Origin of the sequence: Streptomyces sp. NPDC090119 (assembly GCF_044747085.1) — a bacterium.
Classification (GTDB): Bacteria; Actinomycetota; Actinomycetes; order Streptomycetales; family Streptomycetaceae; genus Streptomyces.
The window spans coordinates 111,689-127,661 of the sequence record NZ_JBIVDK010000002.1; the positions used below are offsets into that span (position 1 = coordinate 111,689).

Here is a 15,973-nt window from a genome sequence, read left to right on the forward strand (position 1 = left end):
ATCTGTTGTGAAAGTACGGGGAACTCTTGTGCGATCGGAATGCTTCCGCTTGACCTGCGGTGCCGGAATCTCTCAGGTGGCGGGCGCGGTGGTGTGGGGCCGCCGCGCCCGCCTCACCGGCCGGTCAGCCGCCCATCTCCCGGTACTCGGCGACCAGCGCCCGGGTCGACGGGTCGAGGCCGGGCACGTCGGCGCCCTCGGTGAGGGCGGGTTCGATGCGCTTGGCGAGGACCTTGCCCAGCTCGACGCCCCACTGGTCGAAGGAGTCGATGTTCCAGACCGCGCCCTGCACGAACACCTTCTGCTCGTAGAGCGCGATCAGCTGGCCGAGCACGGACGGGGTCAGCTCGGGCGCCAGGATGGTGGTGGTCGGCCGCCCACCCTGGAAGGTCTTGTGCGGGACCAGCTCCTCCGGCACCCCCTCTTCCCGGACCTCTTCCTCGGTCTTGCCGAAGGCGAGGGCCTGGGTCTGGGCGAAGAAGTTGGCCATCAACAGGTCGTGCTGCGCCTTGAGTTCGTCACTCAGCTCGTCCACCGGACGCGCGAAGCCGATGAAGTCCGCCGGGATCAGCTTCGTGCCCTGATGGATCAACTGGTAGTAGGCGTGCTGCCCGTTGGTACCGGGCGTGCCCCAGACGACGGGTCCGGTCTGCCACTCCACCGGCGTGCCGTCCTTCTGGACGGACTTGCCGTTGGACTCCATGTCCAGCTGCTGCAGATAGGCGGTGAACTTCGACAGGTAGTGGCTGTACGGCAGCACCGCGTGCGACTGCGCGTCGAAGAAGTTCCCGTACCAGATCCCCAACAGGCCCAGCAGCAGCGGGGCGTTGGACTCGGCCGGGGCGGTGCGGAAGTGCTCGTCCACGGTGTGGAAACCGTCCAGCAGCTCACCGAACCGCTCCGGACCGATCGCGATCATCAGCGACAGGCCGATCGCGGAGTCGAAGGAGTACCGGCCGCCGACCCAGTCCCAGAACTCGAACATGTTGTCCGCGTCGATACCGAACCCGGTGACCTTCTCCGCGTTCGTCGACAGCGCCACGAAGTGCTTCGCGACGGCCTTGTCGTCACCGAGCGCGTCCAGCAGCCATGTGCGGGCCGAGGTCGCGTTGGTGATCGTCTCGATCGTCGTGAACGTCTTCGACGCCACGATGAACAGCGTCTCCGCCGGATCGAGGTCCCGCACGGCCTCGTGGAGGTCGGCGCCGTCCACGTTCGACACGAACCGGACCGTGAGGTCGCGGTCGGTGAACGGGCGCAGTGCCTCGAACGCCATCGCGGGACCGAGATCGGAGCCGCCGATGCCGATGTTGACGATGTTCTTGATGCGCTTGCCGGTGTGACCCGTCCACTCGCCCGAGCGGACCCGGTCGGCGAAGCCGGTCATCTTGTCCAGCACCGCGTGCACGGCCGGGACCACGTTCTCGCCGTCGACCTCGACCACCGCGCCCCGAGGCGCGCGCAGCGCGGTGTGCAGCACCGCCCGGTCCTCGGTCGTGTTGATCCGGTCACCGCGGAACATCGCGTCCCGCTGCCCGAACACATCGGTGGCGACGGCCAGTTCGCGCAGCAGCCGCAGCGCCTCGGCGTCCACGAGCTGCTTGCTGTAGTCGATGTAGAGATCCCCGACCTGGACCGTGTACGTCCGTCCGCGCTCCGGATCGGCGGCGAACAGCTCCCGCAGGCTCGTCCCGCCGAATCCCGCGCGGTGCTCCTCGAGAGCGGCCCACTCGGGCGTCCGGTTCAGTGCCGTACGGCCTTCTGCGTTCATCTCCGGCTTCCGCCTTCCTCTCTGCGCCTGTCGCCTGTCCTGCCCCGTGTGCCCACGGCGGGACCAACCTAATTGATCACCCTGGGCAGGGACCGGTGGTGACACCGGTCCGCTTCTCGTCCTCCGATACGTCCGCCGAGCGCGCCGGTATCAGTGCGAGCACCGCCAGCGCGAAGAGGGCGGCCGTGAACAGGGCGGGAGCGTTGAGGCCGAGGGAACCGGCAGCGAGGCCGCCGAGCAGGGCGCCCAGCGGGGCACCGCCGGTCGAGGCGGTGCGGAAGGCGGCCGAGATTCGGCCGGTCATGGCGGCGGGGGCGCGCTCCTGCATCAGCGTCACCTGGTTGACGTTCCACACCATGCCCATCGCGCCGAGCAGCAGCAGACCGACGACGAGCGCGGCCAGCTCCCGGACGGAGCCCAGCAGGAGCAGCGCGCCGGTCTGCACGGTGCCGCCCAGCAGCAGGGCCCTCACCCGGCCGAGGCGGCCCGCCAGCCGCTGGGCCAGGAAGCCTCCGGCGATGCTGCCCGCCGAGTAGGCGGTCATGGCGGCCGCGTATCCCGCGTTGCCCGCGTGCAGCCAGCCGGTGACAGGCAGGACCAGGGTGGCGATCAGGGCGCCCATGCCGAGGTTGCACAGCAGGGTGGCTCCGCAGATGGCCCGGAGTGCCCGGTCCCGCCACAGGGCACGCAGCCCCTCCCCCACGTCGGCGCGCAGGGTGGCGCCGGGCGGGCGCGGTTCACGGGATGGCGTTCCGATGCGCAGGGAGGCCACGAGCGCGGCGCCCAGGAGGTAGGTGACGGCGTCCGCCGCGTAGGGCAGGAACGCCCCGGCCGTCAGCAGCAGCGGCACGAGAGGTCCGCCGAGCAGCCCCCCGGCGAGCTGCTGACCGGTCATCAGGCGGGCGTTGGCGCTGCCCAGGGACTCCGGCCGGACCACGGAGGGCAGCAGGGCGGTGGCGGCGTTGTCGAACAGGGTCTGGAGGGCGGTGAGGGAGAAGGCGAGGGCGATCAGCAGCGGGATCGAGGCGTGTCCCAGGGCCACCGCGAGGGCGAACGCGGCGACGAGCAGTCCGCGTGCCACGTCCACGCCCCACATCGCGCGCCGCTGGTCCACGCGGTCGGCCAGGGCGCCGCCCAGCAGTCCGAACAGCAGCCAGGGCACATACCCGCAGGCGGTCACGGCGGCGACGGCCAGCGGGTCGTCGGTGAGCCGCACGGCGAGCAGCGGCAGCGCGGCCGTACGTAACGCGTCGCCGAAGCGGGAGAGCACGGCGGCGCTCCACAACCGCCCGAATCCCCCGCGCCACGCGGGCGTTGCCGCCTCCACCACCTGAGCCGTCGTCATGGTCTGCCCCCTGAGTCGCAGTTACCTCACACACGGTAGGGGGCACCACTGACAACGGGGTCCGACCAGGGGACGGGACAGCTCCGGCCGGACACCCTCTCGGGTCCCGGCCGGTGTCAACTCCTAGATCTCGCCCCGCAGTTTGGCGAGCGCCTCGGCGAGGATCGCCTCGCCGTCCGCGTCGCTGCGCCGCTCGCGCACATAGGCGAGGTGGGTCTTGTAGGGCTCGGTGCGCGGCGGGTCCGGCGGGTTGTCCCGGTCCTGACCGGCCGGGAAGCCGCAGCGCGGGCAGTCCCAGGTGTCGGGGACCTGCGCGTCGCTGGCGAAGCTCGGCTGGGTCTCGTGCCCGTTGGAGCACCAGAAGGAGATGCGCAGACGCGGGGCGGACTCGCCACGCTCGGCCTCGCCCATCGGCCCCGCACCGACCCGGCTTCCCCGGATCGCGTTGCCACTTGCCACGGTCGTAACTCCCTGCGTGATGGTGCCGCGAAGCAGGTCGGCCTATCGCTTCGCCGCGAGCGCCTCAGTTTACGTAAGGCCCAACGCGCGTCCAGTGATGGGAGGTACCGCCCCCGCCCAGACGCAAGCCCCATGATAGGCCGCGCTCGTGAGCGCGTACCGAACATGGGGCCTTACGTGTGGAATGTATGCACTTGTGGGGTGTGCGGGGCGCCGCGGCTGTTACGCGTGCCCCGCCCGGCCTCGGCTTCGGTCAGCCGCTCGACTTCATGAGCAGGCCGAGCACGATGATGGAGGCGAACCAGAGCGCGGCGATCACGACCGTGATGCGGTCGAGGTTGCGCTCGGCGACCGAGGAGCCGCCCACGGAGGACTGCATGCCACCACCGAACATGTCGGAGAGGCCGCCGCCCTTCCCCTTGTGCATCAGCACCAGCAGCATCAGCAGCAGGCTGAAGACGATCAGGGCGATCGAGAACCCCAAAACCACGGCTGGACCAACTTCCTCGGATTCGGACGGACGGTTTGAGCTGGACGACGGGGGCACGACACCATGGCCATGCCCCCGCAAGAGTACGACGTATCGCCGCTACCGCCTACTCGCGGCCCTCATCACTGATCGCGGAACCGAACGATCTTGACGAACTCGTCCGTGTCCAGCGACGCGCCGCCCACCAGGGCGCCGTCGATGTCCGGCTTGGACATGATCTCGGCGACGTTGCCGGACTTCACCGAGCCGCCGTACTGGATGCGGATCTTGTCGGCGACGTCCTGGGAGTACAGGTCGGCGAGCTTGCCCCGGATCGCGCCGCAGACCTCCTGCGCGTCCTCGGAGCCGCAGACCTTGCCGGTGCCGATGGCCCACACGGGCTCGTAGGCGATCACAACGGTCTCGGCCTGCTCGGCCGGGACGTCCTTCAGACCGCCCTCGACCTGGGACAGGGTGTGGGCGACGTGGTTCCCGGCCTCGCGGACGTCCAGCTCCTCGCCGACGCACAGGATCGGGGTGAGGCCGTTCAGGAACGCGGCCTTGACCTTGGCGTTGACCACGTCGTCGGTCTCGTGGTGGTACTGGCGGCGCTCGGAGTGCCCGGCGAGCACGTAGGAGCACTTCAGCTTGGCCAGCATCGGGCCGGAGATCTCGCCGGTGTAGGCGCCGGACTCGTGCTGGGAGATGTCCTGGGCGCCGTACTTGATCTTGAGCTTGTCGCCGTCGACCAGGGTCTGCACGGAGCGCAGGTCGGTGAAGGGCGGCAGGACGGCGACCTCGACGGCCTCGTAGTCCTTGTCGGCCAGGGCGAAGGCGAGCTTCTGGACGTGCGCGATGGCCTCGAGGTGGTTGAGGTTCATCTTCCAGTTGCCCGCCATGATCGGCGTGCGAGTGGTCATGCGGGGTCAGTCCTCCAGTGCGGCGAGGCCGGGGAGCGTCTTGCCCTCGAGGTATTCGAGGGAGGCGCCGCCGCCGGTCGAGATGTGGCCGAATGCGTTCTCGTCGAAGCCGAGCGTACGCACCGCGGCGGCGGAGTCACCGCCGCCGACGACGGTGAAGCCGTCGGAGTCGACCAGGGCCTGGGCGACCGCCTTGGTGCCCTCGGCGTAGTCGGGGTGCTCGAAGACGCCCATCGGACCGTTCCAGAAGACGGTCTCGGCTTCGCCCAGCTTCGAGGCGTACAGCTCGCGGGTCTTCGGGCCGATGTCCAGGCCCTCCTGGTCGGCGGGGATCTTGTCCGCGTCGACCACGGTGTGCCGGGAGGGGGCCTTGGTCTTCAGGTCCGGGAACTCCGGGGAGACCAGGACGTCGACGGGCAGGACCAGCTCGACGCCGTTCTTCTCGGCGCGCTCCAGGTACTCCTTGACGGCCGGGATCTGGTCCTCCTGGAGGAGGGAGATGCCGACCTCGTGGCCCTGCGCCTTGAGGAAGGTGTAGGCCATGCCACCACCGATGAGCAGCCGGTCGGCCTTGCCGAGCAGCTCGTCGATGACGGCGAGCTTGTCGGAGACCTTGGCACCGCCGAGGATGACGACATAGGGGCGCTTGACGTCGTCGGTGAGCTTCTTCAGGACGCCGACCTCGCGGGCGATCAGGTACCCGGCGTAGTGCGGCAGCCGGGCCGGGAGGTCGTAGACCGAGGCGTGCTTGCGGTGCACGGCGCCGAAGCCGTCGCCCACGTACACGTCGGCGAGGGCGGCGAGCTGGTCGGCGAACTCGCCGCGCTCGGTGTCGTCCTTGGAGGTCTCGCCGGGGTTGAAGCGCAGGTTCTCGATGACCGCGACCTGCCCGGGCTCCAGGCCGTCGACGGCGGCGTGGGCGGCGGGACCGACGGTGTCCTCGGCGAAGGCGACCGGGGCGCCGAGGAGTTCACCGAGGCGCTCCGCGACGGGGAGCAGCGAGTAGGCCGGGTCCGGGGCGCCCTTGGGGCGGCCCAGGTGGGAGGCGACGACCACCTCGGCGCCCGCGTCCGCGAGGGCCTTGATGGTGGGCACGACGGCACGGATGCGGCCGTCGTCGGTGATGGTCCCGTCGGCCAGCGGCACGTTGAGGTCGGCGCGGACGAAGACCCGCTTGCCGCTCACGCCGTCGGCGAGAAGTTCGTCGATCGTCTTCATTGAGTGGACTCCTGAGGAGGGCTCGTGGTGCCCCTGATCGTAAGAGGGCGTGGTCCGTGCGTGACACAGGGCCCGGACAGCGCGGCCGTGCGCTGCCCGAGCCCTGCTCTCACTTCGAGGTCCTGCTGTGTCTGATCTGACGGATCAGAGCTGCTCGCCGACGAAGGTCGTCAGGTCCACGAGGCGGTTGGAGTAGCCCCACTCGTTGTCGTACCAGCCGAGGATCTTCACCGTGTTGCCGTCCTGGACCATGGTCAGGGACGAGTCGAAGGTGCAGGAGGCCGGGTCGCCGACGATGTCGGAGGAGACGATCTCGTCCTCGGTGTAGGACAGGAAGCCCTTCAGGGAGCCGTCCTCGGACGCCTTCTTGAACGCGGCGTTGACCTCGTCCTTGGTGACCTCGCGCTGCAGCTCCACGACCAGGTCGGTGGCCGAGCCGGTCGGGACCGGGACGCGCATCGCGATGCCGTCGAGCTTGCCCTTGAGCTGCGGCAGGACCAGCGCGGTGGCCTTGGCGGCACCGGTGGTGGTCGGGATGATGTTCTCGGCGGCGGCACGGGCGCGACGCAGGTCCTTGTGCGGGAAGTCAAGGATGCGCTGGTCGTTGGTGTACGCGTGCACCGTGGTCATCAGACCGCTGACGATGCCGAAGTTCTCGTCCAGGACCTTCGCCATCGGCGCCACACAGTTGGTGGTGCAGGAGGCGTTGGAGATGACGTGGTCCTTCGCCGGGTCGTACTTGTCCTGGTTGACGCCCATGACGATGGTGATGTCCTCGTCCTTGGCCGGAGCCGAGATGAGGACCTTCTTGGCGCCGCCGGCCAGGTGCTTGGCGGCGTCGTCGCGCTTGGTGAAGATGCCGGTCGACTCGATGACGATGTCGACGCCCAGCTCGCCCCACGGGATGTCGGCGGGGTTGCGCTCGGAGAGCACCTTGATGGTGTGACCGTCGACCGTGATGGTGTCGTCGGTGTGCGTCACCTCGGCCTTGAGGCGGCCCAGGATGGTGTCGTACTTCAGCAGGTGCGCCGTGGTCGCGGTGTCACCCAGGTCGTTGACAGCCACAACCTCGATGTCCGCACCCTGCTCCAGCAGTGCGCGGAAGTAGTTACGCCCGATGCGGCCGAAGCCGTTGATGCCTACGCGGATCGTCACGAACCGATCTCCTCGTTGGTACGCCGGCTATGCGGTGCCGGCGAGCTGTATTTGGGATGTCCCCGACCAACCCCGACCCTACCCCTCCCGGGCCCCGTGGGTGACATCGAGATGGCGCATAAAAGGGCAGGCGTTCCGTACCCGTCAGTAGGGTACGGAACGCCTCGGAACGGCGGTGATTTAGCCCCTCTTTGTCAGAGAATGACGGGCACCGCCGACGCGCTTTTCACTCGTTCGTGAGCGGGTTGGCTCACCTGATGCGGGGCCGTTCCGCGCACCCCTGAGAGGGGGTCCCGCTCACCTGTCGAGTGCGGCCAGCGCCTTGCGGACGAGGGCGGTCCGTCCGGCCGCCGACGGGACCTGTTCGAGGCCGAATCCGAGCAGCACGGTGTCGTCGGTGGTGATCGCTCCGTAGGTCTGGAAGAGGGTGCCGGTGCGGGTCCAGTCCTTCAGCACCGCCGGGCTCCCGGCCGGGGGCCCGGAGGCGCGCCAGGGGCCGAGGGAGGACTCGAACCCTTCCGTCTCCTTCGCGTTGCCGCCGATGACGAGGGAGGCGTCGTCGGCGAGCACCCCGTGGCCGCCGGTGCCGGGGTCGGTGATGTAGGAGACGGAGAGTTCGATCTGCTTGCCCGCGTAGGCGCTCAGGTCGAAGTCCACCCGCTGCCAGCCCGCCGACCGGCCGGTGAGGCTGTGCCACCGGCCGGTGCTGCCGGTGGCGGTGCAGGCGTTGCCGGTGAGCGTCAGGTAGTGCTTGAGCCAGGGGTGCTCCTGGACGAGGAACCCGGCCCCGCACTCGGCGGGCACGGCGTCGCTGGTCGCCCCGCCCGCCTCCGGCAGGGTCGTCCAGTCCTCGGCGCCGACGGTGTGGACCTCCACCACCGCGTGGTCGTAGCCGCGCTCGGTGTCCCACAGCAGCCGGGTGCCGAACGCGGGCTTCTCGGCGGCGCTCACCCCGGTGAGGTCGATGGTGCGGGTGAGGCGCTTGTAGGCGTCGTCGGTGTGCACCGCGGCGGCCATGTACGAGCCCGCGTACGGCCCGTACGGGCTGACGGCACCGGCGAAGCGGCCCGCGCCCGCGCTGCGGAATTGCGGGTACTTCGCGGCGGGCAGCTCGTCCGAGGTGACGCCGTAGGCACCGGCCGCGTCGAGCGGGTTGCCGGGCGCGTCCCCGAGCACGGCGGAGACGCCGGTCAGCCTGCCGGTGCCGGTGATGCCGGTGACGCCCGGGGTGGAGGTCCGGCTGTAGGCGCCCAGGTAGTACTGGCTGAAGTCGTCGGAGAGGTTGCCGCCGCCGAGGTCCACCTCGCCTCCGGCGCCCTCACCGGCCTCGATCAGCTTGCCGCCCTCGTTGAGGTGGGCGCGCAGCTGGAGCTGGGTGGCGTTGCCGGGTCCGGCGGGGCCGGAGTAGTGGACGACGGTGCGGAAGTGGCCGAGCACGCCGAGGGCGTCGGGTGCGCCGCGCCGGGCGGTGTCCCACACCAGGGGCCTGCGCCCGGCCGCCTTCAGCGCGTCGGTGTAGGCGCGGGTCTGGGTCGCCGTCGCGCCCTCTTCGGCGACGACGAGGGTGTCGGCGGTGCCGCGGTCGGCGACGGTGTAGGTGAAGTGGCGACTCGCCTTCGCATGGTCCGCTCCCGTGAACCAGACCTCGACCCGGTCACCGGCCCTCCCGCCGGGCACCTCGGCGCGGTACTGGTCGAAGTGCAGGTTGTCGTCGCCGCCGTAGGTCTCGCCGCCCTTCCAGGGGCGCAGGGTCCGTTCGTGCGCGCGTCCGCCGTTGACGCGGTACACCAGCCGCTTGTTCCGTACCGACTTGCGGGCGACGACGGCGACCTGCTGGCCACGGCCTCGCGCGTAGGAGGTCGTGAACGTGGCCGGGGTGAAGTCGGGAGCGCTCAGGCCGACGGTGGAGACGGGCCGGTCGGGGTGCGCGGCGGTCTCGGCCACGGACAGCGCGAACGGCACGTTCTTCTCGAACTCCCGCTGGATCAGCTTCTCGTCGTCCGGGAAGGTGAAGACCGAGCGGCAGTCGTCGGGGTTCCAGGCGTCGTCCGGGTCGGACTCGGAGGCGGTCGCGCAGGTGGACATCTCGGGGGTGAACATCGCCATGCCGTTGACGTTGGCGGCCTGGCCGTCCGCCTCGCCGTTGGTGGTGTACAGCTCGGAGGACACCTGGGAGCGGTAGCCGGGGATCGCCGGGTTGTCGGGGGTTCCGGCCAGCGCCTTGTAGAGGACGTCGTCGGGGGTGTCGGTGGCGACCTGCCAGCCGACGCCGTAGAGGAGGAGTTCCGCGGCGGAGTGGTAGTTGATCCCGTACGCGAACCGGACGCGCTTCTCCAGCCCGTCCAGCGCCCTGGTCTCCGGCTCGGACTGCGCGCTCGGACCGCGGTAGGTCTCGCTGGCGGGGTTGGGGGACGAACCCTCGTCGTCGTAGGCCCACTTGTAGCCGAAGTTGCGGTTGAGGTCGACGCCGTCCCCGGTGCCGATGACACCGTCGCCGTTGATGTCGCGCAGGTTCTTCCGCCAGAGCCGGGTGCCGGCGTCCTTGAAGGTGTAGTCGTAGCCGTCGGGGTTGGCGGAGAGGACGAACCACAGCTCGGTCGTGTCGACGAGCTTCTTGATCCGTTTGTCCGACCGGTAGTTGTCCAGATAGTGGTGCATCAGGCGCCGGGTCATCTCCGGGGTGATCCACTCACGCGCGTGCTGGTTGGACAGGTACAGCACGGCGGGGCGGGAGCCGTCCTTCGAGGTCCGGGCGTTCCTGGTGACCTTGAGCGCGAGGATGTCCTGGCCGCCCACCGTGCGGCCGATGGACTCGACCTTGGCGAGGCCCGGGTTCTCCTGGGCGGTCCGCAGGATCTCCTCCTTCAGCCCGCCGCTGCCGCTGTACGGGCGGAACACGCCCTGGGCGGCTGCCGCGATCCGCTTGTTCGCGCCGGTCGGCAGGGAGTGCTCGGTGAGGCGGACGCCCTGCTCCTCCAGCCCGCGGGCCTGCCGGTCGGTGAGGTAGACCTCGACTGCGGTCCGGCCGCGCGCGGCCACCCGTTCTCCCAGCTCATGGGCGTCCTGCCCGGCCCTGAGCAGCAGGGGCACCTGGGCGCGAGTCACCTCGGCCCGGAAGACCTTGACCTCGTTGCCGCTGTCGGCGGGCGCGCTTCCCCGCGCCTGGGCGACGGGCGTGAGGCAGGCCGCTCCGGCCAGCAGCACGCCGACGGCGAGGACCGCCCTGGCGGCGGGTCGGGATGCGGATCTGGCGGCGGATCGGGATGCGGGTCTCACTCGGTGTCTCATGAACCCCCCTCGCGGTGGTCCGCCACAGTGGCGAACAGGTTGCCAGGCTCATGTCACTGCATGATCGAGTCAAGAGCGCCCCATGGACACGCGAAACGCCGGTGCCGACCACCCGAACGGGCGGCGGCACCGGCGTCGGCGCGGTGCTTCCACGGCTCCCGCGGCTCAGCCCACGAGGTTGTCCGCCAGCTCCTCCGAGAGGTTGGCCTCGGTGCTGGGGATGCCCAGGTCGGAGGCACGCTTGTCGGCCATCGCCAGCAGCCGGCGGATACGGCCGGCCACCGCGTCCTTGGTCAGCGGCGGGTCGGCGAGCGCGCCCAGCTCCTCCAGGGACGCCTGCTTGTGCTCCATGCGCAGCCGCCCGGCGGCCGCGAGGTGCTCCGGCACCTCCTCGCCCAGGATCTCCAGCGCCCGCTGCACCCGCGCCCCGGCGGCCACGGCGGCCCGCGCCGAGCGGCGCAGGTTGGCGTCGTCGAAGTTGGCGAGCCGGTTGGCGGTCGCGCGGACCTCGCGCCGCATCCGGCGCTCCTCCCAGGCCAGCACCGACTCGTGCGCGCCCAGCCGGGTGAGCAGGGCACCGATCGCGTCGCCGTCCCGGACGACGACCCGGTCCACGCCCCGCACCTCGCGGGCCTTCCCCGCGATCGACAGCCTGCGCGCGGCGCCGACCAGCGCGAGCGCGGCCTCGGGGCCGGGGCAGGTCACCTCCAGCGAGGAGGACCGGCCGGGCTCGGTCAGCGAACCGTGCGCCAGGAAGGCTCCGCGCCAGGCGGCCTCGGCGTCACAGGTGGCGCCGGACACCACCTGCGGGGGAAGGCCCCGGATGGGGCGGCCCCGGCCGTCCACGAGCCCGGTCTGCCGGGCCAGCTGGTCGCCGCCCGCCACGACCCGCACCACATAGCGCGAGCCGCGCCGCAGCCCGCCGGGCGCCATCACGATCAGCTCGGAACTGTGGCCGAAGATCTCCAGAATGTCCCGCTTGAGGCGCCGGGCCGCCATCGCGGTGTCCAGCTCCGCCTCGATCACAATGCGCCCGCTCACCAGGTGGAGGCCGCCGGCGAACCGCAGAATGGCGGAGACCTCCGCCTTTCTGCAGCAGGTCCGGGTGACGGGGAGCCGGGAGATCTCATCCTTCACCGCTGCCGTCATCGCCATGGGCCGATCCTTCCATGCATCCGAAAAATACGGTCGTACGCGGCGGCCAGCAGCTCCGGATCGTGCCGGGGAGTTCCGTCGGTCCGGGCCACCGGCGCCAGCTCGACCGCGGCTCCCAGCCGCTTGGCGGCCTCGGTGAGCGAATCGCGGTCGGGCACGGCCGCCTCGTCGGCCAGCACCACGTCCAGGGCGAGTTTAGGGGCGTGTCGCCCCAAAACCTCCAAATGACGCTGCGGGGAGAAGCCCTCTGTTTCGCCGGGTTGCGGGGCGAGGTTCAGGGGGAGCACCCGGCGCGCCTTGGTCTCGACGAGCGCGTCCAGCAGTTCGGGCACGAGCAGATGCGGGATGACCGAGGAGAACCAGGAGCCCGGCCCGAGCACCACCCAGTCCGCGTCGAGCACCGCGTCGACCGCCTCCGGCACGGCGGGCGGGTCGGAGGGCACCAGGTGCACCGACTGCACCTCGCCCGGCGTCAGCGCGACCGTCGCCTGCCCGCGGACGGTGTCCACGTCCTCCGGGCGCTCCGGGTCGTGCCCCCTGACCAGGGCCTGCAACTCCAGCGGCACCGCCGACATGGGCAGCACCCGGCCGTGCGCGCCGAGCAGCCTGCCGACCAGGTCCAGCGCCATCACATGGTCGCCGAGCTGCTCCCACAGGGCGACGATCAGCAGATTGCCGACCGCGTGGTCGTGCAGGTCGCCCTGGGACTGGAAGCGGTGCTGGATGACCCGGGCCCAGGTCTGGCCCCAGTCGTCGTCCCCGCAGAGCGCGGCGAGCGCCTTGCGGAGATCGCCGGGCGGCAGCACACCCAGCTCGTCGCGCAGGCGTCCGCTGGAGCCGCCGTCGTCGGCGACCGTGACCACGGCGGTGAGGTCACCGGTGATCCGGCGCAGCGCGGCGAGCGAAGCGGACAGGCCCATGCCACCGCCGAGCGCGACCACCTTGGGCTGGGCCCCCCGCCTGCGGGGCCGCGCGCCGCGGGGCTCCACGGGGCGGGTCGCGCGGGCCTCGGCGGCGGCGCGGCTCAGGCGCCCCTCGGGGACCACGCGGCGCAGGGCGCGCAGCCGCCGTGCACGCTCCGTCATTCGCGTCCCATGTCCCGGTGCACGACCACCGTCTCCACACCCTCCGCCGCAAGGCGCGCGGCGAGCTTCTCCGACATGGCGACCGAGCGGTGCTTGCCGCCCGTGCAGCCGATGGCGATGGTCACGTACCGCTTGCCCTCGCGGCGGTATCCGGCCGCGATCAGCCGGAGCAGTTCGGCGTACCGGTCGAGGAACTCCTTGGCGCCGGGCTGGTTGAAGACGTAGGAGGCGACCTCCTCGTTGACCCCGGTGAAGGGGCGCAGCTCCGGGACCCAGTGCGGGTTGGGCAGGAACCGCATGTCCGCGACCAGGTCGGCGTCGACCGGCAGGCCGTACTTGAAGCCGAAGGACATGACGGTGGCCCGCAGCTCGGGCTCCTCGTCCCCGGCGAACTGGGCGTCCATCTTGGCGCGCAGCTCGTGTACGTTGAGGCTGGAGGTGTCGATGACCAGGTCGGCGTCGCCGCGCAGCTCGCGCAGCAGTTCGCGTTCGGCGGCGATGCCGTCCACGATGCGGCCGTCGCCCTGGAGGGGGTGCGGGCGGCGCACCGACTCGAAGCGGCGCACCAGGGCGTCCTCGGAGGACTCCAGGAAGACGATCCGCCGGGTGACGCCCCGGCTGTCGAGGTCCGCAAGTGACTCACGGAGGTTGTCGAAGAAGCGGCGGCCGCGCACGTCCACGACGACCGCGATCCGCGCCACGTTGCCCTGGGAGCGGGCGCCCAGCTCCACCATGGTGGGGATCAGGGCGGGCGGGAGGTTGTCGACGACGAACCAGCCGAGGTCCTCCAGACACTTCGCGGCCGTCGAGCGGCCCGCCCCGGACATGCCGGAGATGATCACCAGCTCGGGGATGGGCGCTTCGTTGGCCGCTGCCGGCGTGACGTCCTGACTCACCTGTGCTCCGTTGTCCTGTTCCGCTGCCCGTGGCGGGGTGTCGTCCGCCGCCGCGTGTGTGCCCGGCCGCTGGGCCGTGGGCCGTGTCTCGTGCTCGGTCATGTCTCCTGCCCCCGTCGGTCGTCCGGGAGGCCCGCGCTCACGGACTCTCCGGAGGAACCGCCCGTCGTGTCGGGTTCCTCTTCCTCAATGATCTCTCCGGTCGCCGTGTTCACGGCGGGTGCGGCCGGGGCCGAACGGGCGAGCGCCACCGCGATGGTCTCGGCCGTCTTCCGGCCTATGCCGGGTACTTCCTGGATCTGCTCGAGTGTCGCGGCGCGCAGCCGCTTGACCGAGCCGAAGTGCTTGATGAGGGCCTGCTTGCGGGTCTCGCCGAGGCCGGGCACCTCGTCCAGCGGGCCGCTGCGCAGCCGCTTGGCGCGTTTGGCGCGCTGGTAGGTGATGGCGAAGCGGTGGGCCTCGTCGCGCACGCGCTGGAGGAGGTAGAGGCCCTCGCTGCTGCGGGGCAGCACCAGGGGGTCCTCCTCGCCGGGCACCCAGACCTCCTCCAGGCGCTTGGCCAGGCCGCAGACGGCGATGTCGTCGATGCCCAGCTCGTCCAGCGCGCGCCGGGCGGCGGCGACCTGCGGACGTCCGCCGTCGACCACGACGAGCTGGGGCGGGTAGGCGAACTTCCGGGGGCGGCCGTCGTCGTCCTTGGGGCCGCCGATGACGCCGTCGTCCTCGGCCGTCGGGACGGCGGCGGCGGGCGTGCCGTTCACCGGGGTGCCGTCGGCGCCCGCCCACTCGCCGGACTTCTCCTTCTCCGCCAGGTAGCGGCGGAAGCGGCGGGTGATCACCTCGTGCATGGAGCGGACGTCGTCCTGGCCCGCGAAGCCCTTGATCTGGAAGCGGCGGTACTCGTTCTTGCGCTGGAGGCCGTCCTCGAAGACGACCATGGAGGCCACCACGTCGTCGCCCTGGAGGTGGGAGATGTCGTAGCACTCGATCCGCAGCGGGGCGCTGTCCAGGCCGAGGGCGTCGGCGATCTCCTCCAGCGCGCGCGAGCGGGTGGTGAGGTCGGAGGCGCGCTTGGTCTTGTGCAGGACGAGGGCCTGCTGGGCGTTGCGCTGGACGGTCTCCATCAGCGCCTTCTTGTCGCCGCGCTGCGGGATGCGCAGCGAGACGTTCGCCCCGCGCCTGCCGGTCAGCCACTCCTGGACCGGCTCCACCGGGTCGGGCAGCGCCGGGACCAGCACCTCCTTGGGGACGGCGTCCCCGGTCTCCTCGCCGTACAGCTGCTGGAGGGCGTGCTCGACCAGGGCGGCGGTGGTGATCTCCTCGACCTTGTCGGTGACCCAGCCGCGCTGGCCGCGCACCCGGCCACCGCGCACGTGGAAGATCTGGACGGCGGCTTCCAGCTCGTCCTCGGCGACGGCGATGAGGTCGGCGTCGGTCGCGTCGGCGAGCACGACCGCGTTCTTCTCCATGGCCTTCTTCAGGGCGCCGACGTCGTCGCGCAGGCGGGCGGCCCGCTCGTACTCCATCTCGTCGGACGCCTCGGCCATCTGCTTCTCCAGGCGGCGGAGGTAGGTGCCGGTGCGGCCCGCCATGAAGTCGCAGAACTCCTCGGCCAGTTCGTAGTGATCCTCCGGCGAGATCCGGCCGACGCAGGGCGCGGAGCACTTGCCGATGTACCCGAGCAGGCAGGGGCGGCCGGTCCGCTCGGCGTTCTTGAAGACACCGGCCGAGCAGGTGCGCACGGGGAAGACGCGCAGCAGCAGGTCGACGGTGTCCCGGATCGCCCAGGCGTGGGCGTACGGGCCGAAGTACCGCACGCCCTTCTTCTTGTGACCGCGCATCACCTGCACGCGCGGGAACTCGTCGTTCATGGTGACCGCGAGGTACGGGTAGCTCTTGTCGTCGCGGTACTTGACGTTGAACCGGGGGTCGTACTCCTTGATCCAGGAGTACTCCAGCTGGAGCGCCTCGACCTCCGTGGACACCACGGTCCACTCCACGGACGCGGCGGTGGTGACCATGGAGCGGGTGCGGGGGTGCAGGTTCGCCAGGTCCTGGAAGTAGTTCGCCAGGCGCTGGCGCAGGCTCTTCGCCTTTCCGACGTAGATCACCCGGCGGTGCTCGTCACGGAACCTGTACACCCCCGGAGAGTCGGGGATCTCGCCCGGCCTGGGGCGGTAGCTGGAGGGGTCGGCCATGACTCACACCCTAC

Annotated in this window: 12 protein-coding genes; all 12 read right to left on the reverse strand. The window is 70.9% G+C overall.

Features of this window, described 5'->3' with window-relative positions:
• Positions 1 to 124: 124 nt before the first annotated feature.
• A complete protein-coding gene (gene pgi / locus ACIPPM_RS07880; protein WP_401444447.1) occupies positions 125 to 1,771 on the reverse strand; it encodes a glucose-6-phosphate isomerase in 1,647 nt (548 codons plus the stop codon).
• Positions 1,772 to 1,847: 76 nt separating this feature from the next.
• Positions 1,848 to 3,116 carry an MFS transporter gene (locus tag ACIPPM_RS07885; RefSeq protein WP_401444450.1) on the reverse strand — a complete coding sequence of 423 codons (1,269 nt, stop codon included), beginning with the start codon at positions 3,114 to 3,116 and terminating at the stop codon, positions 1,848 to 1,850.
• A gap of 123 nt (positions 3,117 to 3,239) precedes the next feature.
• Positions 3,240 to 3,575, reverse strand: a complete 336-nt coding sequence (locus tag ACIPPM_RS07890) for an RNA polymerase-binding protein RbpA (RefSeq protein ID WP_003957010.1) — start codon at positions 3,573 to 3,575, stop codon at positions 3,240 to 3,242.
• A gap of 253 nt (positions 3,576 to 3,828) precedes the next feature.
• Positions 3,829 to 4,065: a preprotein translocase subunit SecG gene (secG, locus tag ACIPPM_RS07895; RefSeq protein WP_393597368.1), complete on the reverse strand. Its 237-nt coding sequence runs from the start codon at positions 4,063 to 4,065 to the stop codon at positions 3,829 to 3,831.
• 122 nt (positions 4,066 to 4,187) lie between these two features.
• The gene (gene tpiA / locus ACIPPM_RS07900) at positions 4,188 to 4,964 is read right to left on the reverse strand and encodes a triose-phosphate isomerase (protein WP_401444453.1); all 777 of its coding nucleotides are present in this window, start codon (positions 4,962 to 4,964) and stop codon (positions 4,188 to 4,190) included.
• A gap of 6 nt (positions 4,965 to 4,970) precedes the next feature.
• On the reverse strand, positions 4,971 to 6,182 hold the full coding sequence (locus ACIPPM_RS07905) for a phosphoglycerate kinase (RefSeq protein ID WP_401444455.1): 1,212 nt from the start codon (positions 6,180 to 6,182) through the stop codon (positions 4,971 to 4,973).
• 144 nt (positions 6,183 to 6,326) lie between these two features.
• On the reverse strand, positions 6,327 to 7,337 hold the full coding sequence (gene gap, locus ACIPPM_RS07910) for a type I glyceraldehyde-3-phosphate dehydrogenase (RefSeq protein WP_388992030.1): 1,011 nt from the start codon (positions 7,335 to 7,337) through the stop codon (positions 6,327 to 6,329).
• A gap of 297 nt (positions 7,338 to 7,634) precedes the next feature.
• Positions 7,635 to 10,613 (reverse strand): M14 family zinc carboxypeptidase, encoded by a 2,979-nt coding sequence (locus tag ACIPPM_RS07915; protein WP_401444458.1) that lies wholly within the window; start codon positions 10,611 to 10,613, stop codon positions 7,635 to 7,637.
• A 177-nt stretch (positions 10,614 to 10,790) separates the two neighbouring features.
• Positions 10,791 to 11,780 carry a DNA-binding protein WhiA gene (whiA, locus tag ACIPPM_RS07920; protein ID WP_388992036.1) on the reverse strand — a complete coding sequence of 330 codons (990 nt, stop codon included), beginning with the start codon at positions 11,778 to 11,780 and terminating at the stop codon, positions 10,791 to 10,793.
• The gene (gene yvcK, locus ACIPPM_RS07925) at positions 11,771 to 12,865 is read right to left on the reverse strand and encodes a uridine diphosphate-N-acetylglucosamine-binding protein YvcK (protein WP_401444461.1); all 1,095 of its coding nucleotides are present in this window, start codon (positions 12,863 to 12,865) and stop codon (positions 11,771 to 11,773) included. The genes whiA and yvcK overlap by 10 nt, the downstream gene beginning before the upstream one ends.
• On the reverse strand, positions 12,862 to 13,863 hold the full coding sequence (rapZ, locus tag ACIPPM_RS07930) for an RNase adapter RapZ (RefSeq protein WP_401444463.1): 1,002 nt from the start codon (positions 13,861 to 13,863) through the stop codon (positions 12,862 to 12,864). The genes yvcK and rapZ overlap by 4 nt, the downstream gene beginning before the upstream one ends.
• On the reverse strand, positions 13,860 to 15,959 hold the full coding sequence (uvrC, locus tag ACIPPM_RS07935; RefSeq protein ID WP_401444466.1) for an excinuclease ABC subunit UvrC: 2,100 nt from the start codon (positions 15,957 to 15,959) through the stop codon (positions 13,860 to 13,862). The genes rapZ and uvrC overlap by 4 nt, the downstream gene beginning before the upstream one ends.
• Positions 15,960 to 15,973 lie beyond the last annotated feature (14 nt).

Bases quoted from the DNA above. Each gene is read 5' to 3' on its own strand.
- tpiA (WP_401444453.1), bottom strand. From the start codon at position 4,964: ATGACCACTCGCACGCCGATCATGGCGGGCAACTGGAAGATGAACCTC.
- whiA (WP_388992036.1), bottom strand. From the start codon at position 11,780: ATGGCGATGACGGCAGCGGTGAAGGATGAGATCTCCCGGCTCCCCGTC.
- pgi (WP_401444447.1), bottom strand. From the start codon at position 1,771: ATGAACGCAGAAGGCCGTACGGCACTGAACCGGACGCCCGAGTGGGCC.
- yvcK (WP_401444461.1), bottom strand. From the start codon at position 12,865: ATGACGGAGCGTGCACGGCGGCTGCGCGCCCTGCGCCGCGTGGTCCCC.
- ACIPPM_RS07905 (WP_401444455.1), bottom strand. From the start codon at position 6,182: ATGAAGACGATCGACGAACTTCTCGCCGACGGCGTGAGCGGCAAGCGG.
- ACIPPM_RS07885 (WP_401444450.1), bottom strand. From the start codon at position 3,116: ATGACGACGGCTCAGGTGGTGGAGGCGGCAACGCCCGCGTGGCGCGGG.
- uvrC (WP_401444466.1), bottom strand. From the start codon at position 15,959: ATGGCCGACCCCTCCAGCTACCGCCCCAGGCCGGGCGAGATCCCCGAC.
- rapZ (WP_401444463.1), bottom strand. From the start codon at position 13,863: ATGACCGAGCACGAGACACGGCCCACGGCCCAGCGGCCGGGCACACAC.